Origin of the sequence: Bacillus sp. ISL-41 (assembly GCF_018613235.1) — a bacterium.
Classification (GTDB): Bacteria; Bacillota; Bacilli; order Bacillales; family Cytobacillaceae; genus Mesobacillus.
In genome coordinates this window covers 17950-31221 of record NZ_JAGGQP010000042.1, presented here as the reverse complement: position 1 = coordinate 31221, position 13272 = coordinate 17950, and the positions used below count along the sequence as shown (strand labels likewise).

At 42.2% G+C, this 13272-nt stretch carries 12 protein-coding genes; all 12 read right to left on the bottom strand.

Annotation, left to right across the window (positions count from 1 at the left end):
* Positions 1-259: 259 nt before the first annotated feature.
* On the bottom strand, positions 260-1444 hold the full coding sequence (locus J7I80_RS20485; protein ID WP_214740843.1) for a hypothetical protein: 1185 nt from the start codon (positions 1442-1444) through the stop codon (positions 260-262).
* A 145-nt stretch (positions 1445-1589) separates the two neighbouring features.
* A complete protein-coding gene (locus tag J7I80_RS20480; RefSeq protein WP_214740841.1) occupies positions 1590-2777 on the bottom strand; it encodes an HD-GYP domain-containing protein in 1188 nt (395 codons plus the stop codon).
* A gap of 232 nt (positions 2778-3009) precedes the next feature.
* Positions 3010-4236 (bottom strand): ATP-binding protein, encoded by a 1227-nt coding sequence (locus J7I80_RS20475; protein ID WP_214740839.1) that lies wholly within the window; start codon positions 4234-4236, stop codon positions 3010-3012.
* Positions 4237-4410: 174 nt separating this feature from the next.
* Positions 4411-4767 carry an SCP2 sterol-binding domain-containing protein gene (locus tag J7I80_RS20470; RefSeq protein WP_251027887.1) on the bottom strand — a complete coding sequence of 119 codons (357 nt, stop codon included), beginning with the start codon at positions 4765-4767 and terminating at the stop codon, positions 4411-4413.
* 117 nt (positions 4768-4884) lie between these two features.
* On the bottom strand, positions 4885-5676 hold the full coding sequence (locus J7I80_RS20465; RefSeq protein ID WP_214740835.1) for an ABC transporter permease: 792 nt from the start codon (positions 5674-5676) through the stop codon (positions 4885-4887).
* A gap of 11 nt (positions 5677-5687) precedes the next feature.
* On the bottom strand, positions 5688-6476 hold the full coding sequence (locus J7I80_RS20460; protein ID WP_214740833.1) for an ABC transporter permease: 789 nt from the start codon (positions 6474-6476) through the stop codon (positions 5688-5690).
* Complete coding sequence (locus J7I80_RS20455) at positions 6451-7476, bottom strand: ABC transporter ATP-binding protein (protein WP_214740831.1); 1026 nt, start codon at positions 7474-7476, stop codon at positions 6451-6453. The genes J7I80_RS20460 and J7I80_RS20455 overlap by 26 nt, the downstream gene beginning before the upstream one ends.
* A 279-nt stretch (positions 7477-7755) precedes the next feature.
* Positions 7756-9291: a SulP family inorganic anion transporter gene (locus J7I80_RS20450; RefSeq protein ID WP_214740829.1), complete on the bottom strand. Its 1536-nt coding sequence runs from the start codon at positions 9289-9291 to the stop codon at positions 7756-7758.
* A gap of 124 nt (positions 9292-9415) precedes the next feature.
* Positions 9416-9712, bottom strand: a complete 297-nt coding sequence (locus tag J7I80_RS20445) for a DUF5658 family protein (RefSeq protein ID WP_214740827.1) — start codon at positions 9710-9712, stop codon at positions 9416-9418.
* 217 nt (positions 9713-9929) lie between these two features.
* Positions 9930-11606: an acyl-CoA dehydrogenase family protein gene (locus J7I80_RS20440; protein ID WP_214740825.1), complete on the bottom strand. Its 1677-nt coding sequence runs from the start codon at positions 11604-11606 to the stop codon at positions 9930-9932.
* The gene (locus J7I80_RS20435; RefSeq protein WP_285289164.1) at positions 11603-11968 is read right to left on the bottom strand and encodes a MerR family transcriptional regulator; all 366 of its coding nucleotides are present in this window, start codon (positions 11966-11968) and stop codon (positions 11603-11605) included. Before J7I80_RS20435 ends, J7I80_RS20440 begins: the two co-directional genes overlap by 4 nt.
* Positions 11969-12065: 97 nt before the next feature.
* Positions 12066-13223: a murein hydrolase activator EnvC family protein gene (locus J7I80_RS20430; RefSeq protein ID WP_214740821.1), complete on the bottom strand. Its 1158-nt coding sequence runs from the start codon at positions 13221-13223 to the stop codon at positions 12066-12068.
* Between the last annotated feature and the right edge of the window lie 49 nt (positions 13224-13272).

The window sequence follows — 13272 nt, the reverse complement described above, 5'->3', positions numbered from 1 at the left end:
CCGACCGGTGAAGTCGCTCTTTGACTTCATCGGGCGGACCGAACTCGAAAAGTATAGAGACTGTCCAGAAACGCAGAAACTGGAGACTCCGACAAAGAAGCGCACTTTGCTTCTGCCGGCGGAGTCGAAGTTTCGGAGTTTCTAGGAGGCGACACTAGACAAACGTCTCGAGGGACTAGGCGTTGGAGCTAGACACTGATCTAAGTGGAAAAACTTATACTCTTACCAAGTAATAAAAGACAGCCACCCGGCTGTCTTTTTAACTGCTTAAACGATATTTCTTTCTCCATGAGTAAAGCAATAAACCCAAAACTAACACTATTTGCAGCAAAAAGACAACCGAATCCCAAAAACGAATGCTGTTGATTGGTTCCAGGAATCCCGGCAGCATGATTTCGCTCACCGCGAAGATCATTTGCGGGATGTAGTAGTAGGCGGCGATGATAAACGTGAGCAGGACGCCTGCAAGGTAAAAACCGGCGTATCTGCGAACGAACTTCTCTTCTCCGGCGAAGGTCTCTGTTTCAGGCACTCTTAGGAAAGGAAGCCATCTCGCCAAGAAGTTACGCCCATTTTCCATTAAATTATAGCAGCCTGTTAGGTTTTCAATGACATAGTAAAGGTCAGTCTTCATAAAAACGGCAGTTTGGTAAATTAGACGGATAAACGTGTCCAGTACGACCAGCTTCAGCAATCCCATAGTTATTGTACTATCACTTACAAAAATCTGGGCTGCCAATGCCAGGAACAATACTGCGAGATCAAAATTCATCCCCGCAAGATAAAGCTTATTGCGCTTTTCTGCCGGCAATTTCCACACCTGGGACATATCCGTCTCCAACACGACAAAAAACAGACGGTTTCCCACCTCTATTTTTGCCGGCAAACCTTCAGAACGAACCGCAAGCACATGACCGAATTCATGCAGGATCACAAGGAAGAAAGAGATCAACAGCAAGGCGATGATATTTTGGAACATCAGGTCAAACATAAACAGGTCCGAATAGCGTGGGAATAAGTCTGGCTTGAACATAATCAAACCTATACTTGCCACGAGTAAAAGGACGTACAACTTTGAACTTATGGTGTTGAAGAAGAAACGGCCTAGTGATTGCGGGAGCCAAGAAAAGCCATTCTTGTTTTGCTCACCTAAACCACTCAATATTTTTTCGCCGTTAAGTTCGCTGACTAAGTTAAGTTCAAGGAGCTGTGAGACAAAGTCCAATATATCTATATCTATATCTTCATCTGAATATTTAACAAGCAATTCTTTTTCCACTTCATCAAGTGGTTTTCCTTGATCGATTAGCTCAATAGCAAAAATACAAACTTCTGGCATTTCGTAGAATTCGCTATTTAATATATCTTCGACAATATAATTTTTCATATCCTTTTGTATAACCAATTTTTTCAATATAACTCGGGTTTCATAGGTAATATTCATACCTTCACCTTGTTTAGAGAATAGGAAAGGGATGCATAAACATTTTTACATCCCCCGTGTGTAATCATATTGTTATAAATGCACACCACCAGCAAGTTGTCTTGATTTTTTTTAGTTTACGAACTTTCACTATGGCCACCCCCTCTCAACCAATATAATTATTATTAACAGGAAGATCATGATGCCAATTATAATTCATATGGAATATAATCCATTCGGGAAAAACCTCTCTGAAATTTTCAACTAAATCAGGGTCAAACTGTGTGCCTTGGCCTTCAACTATTCTTTTAAAAGCTTCTTCAACAGACATTGCTGCACGGTAGGAGCGTGATGATGTCATTGCATCAAAAGCATCTGCAATTGAAACAATCCGTGCAAGGTAAGGAATTTTGTTACCTTTAAGCTGTTCTGGATATCCCTTACCATCCCATCTTTCATGGTGAGATTTTATAATTTCGAGTGTGTCGCCTAGTCCCTGCACTTTAGTTATGGCCTCAGCACCTACTTCTGGATGTGTTTTAATAATTTCATATTCTTCTCTTGATAATTTTCCAGGTTTCATAAGTATTGAGTCGGGAATATTTACTTTCCCTATATCATGAAGTAAACATGCATTTGTAAAAGACCTCAGTTCATCTTTTGTAAATCTACCAGTGGCTTCTGCAAGTGAATTTGCATAATAAGCTACCCTTTCGCTGTGCCCTTTAGTATATGGATCTTTCAGTTCAATAGTTGCTATAACACCTTTAACAATCCCTGAAAGCTGATTATCATATGATATTTTTATAGCATCAACGTACCCTTGATATCTCTTTAAGATAGCAAATCCTAATAAAGAAAGGATTAATATCACCGCTATCGGAAAGAAAACTACCGTTGTCTTAAGGAGCAGCCCTATAAATAAGTATTTAAAAATTGTCCCAAGTGAGACAGTCCAAAAAAATGTAGTATTTACGAAAATAGGCGCAAATAGAATCATGAATACTTCAACAATATTGCCACTGCTATAGACTGAATCACTGTTTAAATAAGTAACCGAATCATAGAGAATCGTTATAAAAATGATTCCTAGAAAAAAAAGATACTTTACTAAATAGAGTTTCCCCCTCTTTAACATTGCAATTACAAGTGGAAACAACAAAAAAATTAAAAGGTGATAGTAATATCTTGAATTATCAAAAATTAAAACATCAGTGTGCAAAACATATTTCGGATGTAAATAGTAATAAAAAATTTCAAACGATATAAACAATATATAAAATAAAGCCAAAAACCACTTAATAGCCCTTTTTTCCTCATGGTGTAAGGATGGATCTTTAAAAGAATTTTGCATTGGAGTACCTCGTTTTCTATCTATTACTTACCGAATCATTGTTTACCTTCATATCGCCAATTTTCTTTATAAGTTAATAGTTTTAGTAAAATATGAATAAAAAATGATTAATTAGGCCTAGTTTAAAATGGCAACATTCGACAATTTTCTTCATTATAAACCAAAAGGACTATTTTAAAAATAGTCCTTTCGGTTTATTTAATGGGTATATTTTCATTATCCGACTATAGTTTTATTCACAAAATGGTACCGACATGGTAACAATCGTACCTTTTTCTAATTCACTTTGAATATTTAATGTACCTTCATGTTCTTCAATGATTTTTTTCGTAACCATCAACCCTAATCCGTTTCCGTTTTGCTTGGTTGTATAGAATGGTTCACCTAACTTAGCCAGTTTCTCTGGAGGAATTCCACATCCTTCATCCTTGACAGAAATTAAAACATGCCTTCTATCTATTTTGGACTTAATGGTTACTGTCCCTCCATTAGGCATTGCTTCCATCGCATTTTTAATTAAATTGATAAATACCTGCTTCATTTGGTTTTCGTCACATAATAGGACAGTAGAATCATCGACATCATATTGAATGAAAATATCTTTCCTCTGCGCATGGGGATCAATCACTGATATAACATACTGGATTATATCAACAAGTCTTTTAGGAGTTTTAATTCCAGTGTTAGGTTTCCCAAGAATCAACAGGTCATTTACTATCGCATTGATTCTGTCGATTTCATTTAGCATGATTGGATAGTATTGTTCATCACCCTTATCCTTCTCTTGCTGTAGTTGCGTGAAACCTTTCAAAGAAGATAAGGGATTTTTAATTTCATGGGCAATTGCAGTTGCCATCTGCCCAATAACAGCTAGTTTTTCTTTCTGTCTCATATCTTCATGAATGGATGTTATTGCTTTAACATAGGACTGGAAACGATTTAGCAGGATAAATGCAATTGTAGCAATGAAGATAATCAAGCCCATAGGCATTAATACTTCTGCAGCTGAAAAAAGAAGGCCAGTTATTAGGTATTTCAGGAAAAAGCCGATCGTCATTGTCCAGAAAAATCGGCTGCTTACAAATATAGGCGAAAAAAGAATAAAATATATTTCTAGTACATGCCCGCTGCCAAACTGCTCCTTCGTTCCCCAATAGATCATTAGATTGTTTACCACATCCAAGAGTGTAAACGCGAGAAAATATATATATTTAATTTTTTCTGGTTGCCCACGTTTAACTAAGTACATGGCGAGTGGTATTAATGCAAAAAGGAAAATGTGGAAAAGAAATCCTAAGCCCCCTAAAGGTAAGCCTATCTCTTCTTTATTAAAGTAAGGAACTAAGTAATAATAAATTAAATCATAAGGAACTAATATTATATAAAAAGTCCACAAAAAGAACTTTACTGCTTTTACTTCTTCATATACTAAAACCGAATTTTTTTTGAGTGGATCCATACGAATCTCCTTAAATCTGAAAACTTGTTAGCCTTATTATATCAGGATGTGTCGCATCTTGTTAGATTTTGTCTCATCATGCAATAATTTTTTGATAGATATTTTTTATGGATGGAAAGGGATTTTTTATGGAATGAAAAATGGACCAGGCGATAGGATGCCTGATCCATTTTTTTATGCGGTTTCGCTTAAATTGTATTCGTTGAGGATTCCCTCGAGCTTTAGTGCGAGTCCCATGCTGCCCTGGATTTTAAGCTTTCCTGTCATGAAGGCGGCTGTTCCGTTCAGTTTGCCCATAATCATCTTCTTGAAGTTTTTATCCGACAGCGTCAGGGTACAGTCTGGTGTTGCTTCTGTTCCTTCAACTACCCGGGCAGTTCCATTAATAATCAACAACTGGTATGTTCCGCTGTCATCACCAGTGATGTCATATTGATAGGCCGTATTCATGCCTTGAATCGGCTCAGGCCTTTCTTTCATTACCTTTTCGATCTCCTCCCATACTTCTCTAACCGATTTATTTTCCAACATCCTAGCCACCCCTATCAACCTATTTATTTCCATCATACCTGACGGAAGTCCTATTGGGCAATCCGAAAACGAACGTATTATCTGATAATTCCCTATATTCATCGGGTTGCTTTTAGCTTAACTGCCTGTACTCGCGAAAGCCTTCAAGCCCCTATTCCAGAATGCATAGGCAAGGACACAGCAAACAATCGCCGCGACCGGGGTCCAGAGCGCGAATTCTTTGTATCCGGACTTGTCGATAAAATAGGCCGCCGGATAGAATGCCGTGAAACCGTAAGGAATAATCCATGTCAGGAACATGCGGATACCCTTGTGATAGATGGTCAGCGGGTATCTCGCAAAGTCACTCAGGTTGAAGACTGCCCAGACAATCGGCAGGCTGTCGATCATCCAGAAACTGAACGTCGCAAAAAATAAGTTGATCGCCACGAAAATCAATCCGGATGAGATGATCATGATAACCAGCATCGCAATTTCCGCTGCTCCCCAAACGAGATCAAGCTGCGGAATCGCTGTTCCAAGAATGATTAACCCGATAATCAGCTGGCCGAATCCATCTTGATGCAGTCGATCCGCAACGACATGGAACAATGGATTGACCGGCCTGATCAGCAAACGGTCGAGCTTCCCTGGCCGGATATACTGCCAGCCAAGCGTCCATAAATTATCAAAGAATATCTGGTGAATCGAGCGGCCCGTTGCCGCGATTCCGTAAATGAACAATATCTCGTAAAACGACCAGCCATTGATCTGCTCAATATGGTCGAACACCACTTTTACAAAAAAGATCGAAGCGAACTGCTCCAGCATGACGGAGGCGACACCGATCAGAAAGTCGATCCGGTACTCCATCATCACCTTCATATGGCTCTTCGCAAACTCCCAATATAATCTCATATAACGACGCATGAAATCGCCTCCTATCCTCCAAAAATCGTAATCTGTTTAATCGCCTGTGACCAGATTACCCTAACCAAAACATATAATGAAATGAGCCAGAACAACTGGACTCCAAGTGCCAGGTATGCGTCCGTCCCACTAATAAGTCCGGAATAAATCGAAACCGGCAGATACACCATCGCCTGAAACGGCAGGAACTCAGTTATCGTTCGGAGCCAATCCGGGAAAAGAGTGATCGGCACAAGCGCCCCTGAGAAAAATGTGATCAATGATTCCTTCAGCACTCTGACACCCCAGACATTGACTGTCCAGAACGCAAGAACACCGACAAGGAAATCGAAGAACGTACCAATCCAGATGCCCACCAGCGCGCTCACCATGAATAGCAAGATGGTTTCTGGAGATTTCGGAAAACTTAAATCCATAAAGAAGTAAGCAATCAATACCATCGGAAGTGTACTCTGGATCATGTACATGATCTTCTCTCCAATATCCACCGCGAACATTTTAAAAATCATATCGTAAGGACGCATCAGTTCGATTGCAACCTGACCTTCCTTGATATTCTCGGCAAGCTCATTGCCGACACCGCCGACAAAACCCTGAAGCAGCATCGCAATGACGATGTACGTCAGCATCGTTTCTAGATTAATATTTTGGATAGTTGTTTGATTCGCATAGACTGCCTGCCAGAAGAAGTAGATAATTAACAGCCTCATTACTGAAGATACTGTCCCCGCCCAGTACCAGGCGGAATAGGCAGCATTTTCCTGCATACGCCCTTTAGCTATTTGCCAATACTTTCTCATGCTCTCCCCCCTGCTCCTGCTTGTTGTACAGATCCTCTACAATCGCCTCGATTTTAGGATCGGCAATATTCAAATCTCCAATTTCATACATGCTCATCATTTCCGAAATGACGAACGAGCTTTTAACCGTTTCATGGTCAAACGATAAGCTGACCTTCGTTTCTTCTTCATTCGGTAATACTTCCACCTGACCGGTTAGCGACGCAGGCAGTGCGAACTTTTCCTTATCTGCCAGCTCAAAATGAATTACGCGTTGTTGGCCGAATTGCTTCTTAATCTGCTCAAGCCCACCATCATATAAAATCGTACCCCCATCAATAATGATGATCCGGTCACAAATTTCCTCGATGTCCTGCATGTCATGTGTAGTCAACAGCACTGTTGTGCCCCAGCGCTGATTCATTTCTTTTATAAACTTACGAATCTTTACTTTTACCGCAATATCGAGACCGATTGTCGGTTCATCCAAATAGACAACCTTGGGCCTGTGAAGGAAGGCCGCAGCCAGCTCACAGCGCATTTTTTGCCCCAGCGAAAGCTGTCTGACCGGAATGCCGAGCAATGGCTCCAGATTCAGCACCTCTGTAAACATGGCGACCGTTTCCTGATACTCCTGCTCTGGAATCTCGTAAATATGTTTTAACAGATTATAAGATTCACGAACCGGGATATCCCAGAACAACTGCGTCCGCTGCCCGAAGACCGCACCGATGTTTACTGCGTTCTTCTGACGGTTTTCGTAAGGCACCAGCCCATTTACCGTCACCTGGCCCGAAGTCGGTGTCAGGATTCCCGTCAGCATCTTGATTGTCGTCGACTTACCGGCACCATTCGCGCCGATATAGCCAACCGTCTCACCCTGCTCTATGGTAAAATTAATCCCCTTCACCGCATGCTTCGTTTCATACTTCCTATTAAAAAGCGACTTGATTGCCCCCTTAAGACCAGGGTCCCGCTTCACCAATTTATATTCCTTTTTCAAATTCTCCACTGTAATCATTCATACCACTCCCAAGAACATACATTCGATTTTTAGGCACAAAAAAACCACAGACATCCCAGTCCGTGGTTACGCATTTATTTTAACATGACAAAAATAAGCGCTACTACACACAATACAGGCAGGCCGAAGGTAAACCATATGAAATTGATTTAGTTGCTTGATTACGATCAATCATTTCGACTGCCTCCTTAGGTTATTTGAATACTTTCATATTGTACCTGTTTAAGAAAATTTTGGCAACGATATTGTAAAAAAATAAATGTTGCCTTATTTTACTCAGGCACCGTGAACTAGTTTGTTATGAAACTTTAAATAAGTGATTAATTCTTCCAGGGTTTCAAAGTGTCCGGCAGTGCCAAATTCATGGAATATATTCATCTTCCGCAAAATTCCGCCAAGGTCAAGGTCGTTGCCGATTAGATAAAGGTTCTGCCCCCGTTCTTTCAACTGATCTTTGAGCTGGAGCAGAAGCAGTGCACCAGAGGCATCAACAACCGTTACTTTTTCTATATCTATAACGATATCAAGACTGTTATCCGAACTTATTGTCTTCGTTATTAGCTCTGTAGCACCAAAGTAAAGAGGTCCTTCCAGGCTGTATATCATTAATCCATTGTCCATTTTACTATTGATTTTGAAGCCTTCCTCACTCATCCGCTTCATGAAAATCAGCGCACTCATGACAATTCCGACACCGACGGCAACCATTAGGTCAATGGCTACTGTTAGAATCATGGTGACCAGCATGACCGCTGCGTCTGTGCGAGGCTCATCCTTTAGGATTTTCAAGCTGTCATAATCGAACATCGTGATTCCGGTCATGATTAAAATGCCGGCAAGCACTGCGAGTGGAATTTCTTCCGCCAGCGGTCCGAATACTAGCATGAACAGCAGCAAGGCAACGCTATGGACCATCGCTGACAGAGCAGTATGGCCGCCGCTGCGCAAATTGACTACTGATCTGACTGTAGCCCCAGCTCCTGGCATTGCGCCGAACAAACCGGCAAGTGTATTACCGATCCCCTGGCCAATTAACTCTTTATTGCTCTTGTGCTTTGTACCTGTCATATTGTCCATGACAACTGATGTCAGCAGGGAGTCAATGGATCCAAGGACAGCTATACTTAATGCTGCAGGAATCAGTTGGATCATAACACCCACGTCGGCAATCGGCAAATGAAGTTGCGGCAAGCCTTTTGGAATCTCGCCAATTCTCTCTGCGGTGTCAAAGAAAATGAAGTCGTTTATAAATGGCAGTGTAAAATGAACAGCAGGTACTACCTTCTCCAGAAGAATTACCGCCACGGTACCTAAAATAAGCGCCATTAAACTTGGCGGGATGAACTTAATCCACTTCATCGCAACCAACATAAAAACAATTGTCAACAGCACGACTAAAAAGCTGCCCGTCACATACTGCAGCTGCCCCATGATAATGATGATGGCGATCCCATTCATAAAACCGCTGACTACCGGCAAGGGAATGAATTTCAAATAATTGCCCGCCTTCAATAACCCGAAGACAATCTGAAAAAGTCCCCCCATGAACGCAGCAATAAACGCATACTCCAGTCCCTGAGTCGCCACAATCCCAGTAAAAATAATTGTGATCGGACCAGTCGGACCCGTCACCTGTCCCTTCGTCCCGCCAAACAAAGCAGCAAAAAAACCAGTGATAATGGCACCATACAAACCAATGATGGCCCCATCCGAATTACCCGTCGCCTGCATCCCAAAAGCCAACGCAAGCGGCAGCGCAACAACCGAAACCGTAATCCCGGCCAATAGTTCACGCTTCAGCATCTGAAACATGTACGATACGCCTTCTTTCCTATTCTTTTATAAGAAAAATTATACGCCTGTTAAAATGGATAATGAATATGAAAATAGTAAAAAGAAGTGAATTTTTTTGAGGGGAGATAAAGAGGCTGACTGATCACACAATCTGGACCAGCCAGAAGCCGTGCAAAATGACCACAACTGAATAAGAAACGGATGCAAATAATAGCAGAAATTTGACCAACGAAGAGCGAGGAACGATTTTAAACAATACAAATAAAATAAGTAAAATTGATAGAGCACTTTTTGTGAGAACAAATAACATTGGATGGGTTTCATATATGGCTTTCATGATTGGATTAAATTCAGCGATAAACGCATTCCTTATTCCGAACCATGTTATGAAAGCGTCAAGCAGATTCAATGCTGTTAAATAATAAAAAAGAAAAGTCAAATTCTATCACCTCTTGGATGACTTAATGTGAATTATTATCATAGACCTTATTGTTTATGTATATACCATTCACACCTTTTAAATAACCATCCATTTTTTGTACCTTATTACTTCAGAGAATAGTATGGATACCGACCATGAAACTTTTCATTCTTTTTTACCGTAATACAAACACAAAAGCCTCCATTAGAGGAGGCTTTTGAATTCAATTCAATGATTATTGCCCAATTAGACTTTCTTCAACTTTATCCGGGACCAGGACAATGTCGGAAAAATAACAAACTGTTTTCAGTTGTTCATCAAATTCATGTGCTGATTTTAAAGTTGTTTCTATATAAACCTCCATCACCTTCCTTGCTCGGTCGTCAGAAATTCCATACTCCAACGCATTAACACTCTCAAAAATCTTCACCATCAATTCAGCCACCCGTTTAGAGTGAAATGTCTTATGGTCATGTGATGCTGTCTGCATAGACATCAGCAGTTTCTCCAGCTGCCCGATCGCGTCACGGACCAACTCTACACACTCACCCTCCATCGCAGCAATTCGCCCATTCATCTCCTCCAGAAACAGTTCCCCTGCATTAAACTTCTCCATCAACCTCAATACCTCAAGCCCAAGGATATTCGCTGTCCCTTCCCAAACGGTCAGCACCTGAGCATCCCTCAGCAACCGTGGAGTGACAAAGTCTTCGATATACCCGTTCCCGCCGTGCATTTCGATGGCTTCGTGCGCGAAGTGGACGGCTTGTTCTGCGGTTTCTTTTTTCAAAAGTGCGATGTAGAGTCGATTCAATACGATATCTTTTTCGCTTACTCCTGGTTCGTTCCTCATGACTTTTTCGAACAACGGGAGGTACTTAAACACTGCCCTGGTTTCGACTTCGAGTTTCACTGCCATTTTAACAAGAGAATCCTTAATCATTGGGAAATCGGCCAACTTCTTGCCGAAGGCGTCCCGCTTTAGTGCATACTCTCGTGCTTCGCGGTAGGCGCGGCGCATGATGCCTAGTGAAGCGACGGTGTTGCAGACGCGGGAAAGGTTGAGAGCTTCCATCATATAATAGAAGCCTTTTGCTGGGTCTCCGACTACGAATGCTTCTGCTCCGTCAAACTCGACTTCGGCGGATGGGACGGCGCGTACTCCAAGTTTATCTTTGAGCCTGCGGATTTTGATGGCGTTGAGTTTTCCGTCTTCTTTGCGCCACGGCACGGCGAACAATGTCAGTCCCTTTGTTCCGGAGGGGGCGCCTTCTTTTCTTGCTAACACCATCGCGACCCCGCACATTCCGGCGTTGGAGGCGAAGTATTTTTCTCCGTATATCTTGTAGCCGTCAGCCGTTTGGACTGCCTTCACCACGTTTGCACCGACGTCGGATCCGCCTTGGCGTTCGGTCAGGAAGGTGGCGCCTTCGTATAATGTTGTTTCACCTGTTGATAAAACATGGGGCAGGAATTTCTCTTTTACCTCTGGTGATGCGTACTGATCCAATAAATAAGCGGTGGCCATCGTCAACGTGACCGGACAGTAAAAGCCGGCTTCGGTTTGGGACAGCAGATAGCCCTGAGCATAGGAATAGATATAATTCCCGCGGCGTCCCAACTCTGGAATATCCTTATGGACATAGCCGACAATTCCGGTGTTGTAGGAATCTTCTACCGTTTTCCGGTAGCCGTCATTCACCCACACTTCAGAGATATCGTCGCCATAGGCATCGAATTTAATCAGCTTCGGCTGGCCTTCACGGTCGGTGAATCTGGCGCGCTGGTCGATTTCGTTGGCGCATTTTTCACCGAACTTCAGCAGCTCCCTATCTGCGTACTCGTAGTATTCTTCATCCAATAATTCCTTCAGCAATGCTCGAAACTGTGGTTCTTCACTGTAAAAATTCATTCACTTAGCCTCCCTTTGAATTCGGTTAACAGCCTTTCGATTTCTTCTCTGATCTCAACCAGTTCACAAATCCTTTCATTCACTTCTGCAAGCTTTTCTTCTCCGTACTGGATCGTCACCTTCAGCTGCTTTTCACCAGTCCGATCCTCGTCGAACAACAGTACCATTTCTTTGATTTCATCAAGCGAAAATCCAAATCGCTTCCCGCGGAATACGAGTTTCAAGCGTGTTACATCACTAGCAGTGTAAATCCGCCGGCCACCTTCAGTCCGTGATGGCTGCAGCAAACCGAGCTCTTCGTAATAGCGGATTGTTCGTGTTGTAACTCCAAACTGCTCGGCCAAGTCAGAAATCGCATACATCAGCAAAACCTCTTATTTTAACAGAATAATCAGTAAATTAATTATACCATTGACGTTAACGTAAAGAGCAAGCCAGATTTCCCACTGGAAACCTGGCTTATTTTTTCACATACAGCAACGGATCGACGCTGTATGATTTTTCATAATTCCATTGGCCTTCATGGATTTCAAAATGCAGATGCTTTCCCCTGCTGTCACCGGTGTTGCCCATATATCCCAGCAACTCGCCTTTTTTAACAGGCTGCCCTGTAGTGACCGTACTTTTTTCCAGGTGGGCATATAGGGTAGTGAAGGTTCTGTCGTTGATTTTGTGGGTGATCAGCACGCAGTTTCCGTAGGTTGTTGAATAATAGGAGCGGATGACGGTTCCGGATGCTGCCGCGACCACTTCTGTTTCGTCCGATTCATCAGCAATATCAATGCCTGCATGAAGCCTGCCCCATCTTGGTCCATAACCTGAGGTAATCTCTCCCTTTGCCGGCATGATAAACACGTCCTCTGGTTTGGCACTACTATACTCTATTCTTTGGTTCTCTTTTAAAATCGCAATCTCCTGGGATGCGAGGTTGACATAGACCTCGTACATGTCCATCAGCTGTGATTCACTTTCCTCCTTAGCGGCATGAACAGTTTCGAGCAGGCGCTGTTTCTCCTCTGCCTTCTTTTCCAAGTCCGCTTTCAATGACATCATTTCCTGTTGATCCTTTTCCATCAGGATTACCTTGTCCTGAAGCGCTTTTTCCTTTTCCTTCAGCGACTCTAAATCAGCTTTGTGTTTTATCAGAAAATCCTTATCAGCCTTAATGATTTTGCTGACCGCAATTGCGGTATCGAACAACTGGGATACGTTTTTCGAATCAAAAATCAATTCCACATACATTCCCAGTCCACCATTATTCTGCATCGAACGCAGCCGTTTTTTGATTAATTGCTCCCGGTGTTCGATGTTGAAAGTGAGCTTGTCTATTTCCTTTGTCATATCTGCTGCAGATGTCTCCGATTCTTCCAAGACATTTTGCATATCACGGATTTTCTGATTCATCTCTGACATCTCATCATCCAGCGCATTCAGTTCGGAAAGATATTTTTCCTCTGCCTTGTTCATTGCTTGAATTTGGTTTTCTTTTCTAGTTACATTATCCTTAAGCTGAAGGCGCTGCTGGCGGATTTCCGATTGCTCTGCCGACTCGGCAGGCTGCGCGCCTGTCATGACTAGTCCGGCTATTATTACGGCTATATAAGCTTTTTTCCTCATCTGACGCCTCCTGCACTTAATTCTATCAACTAGTATATATCTACGAAGC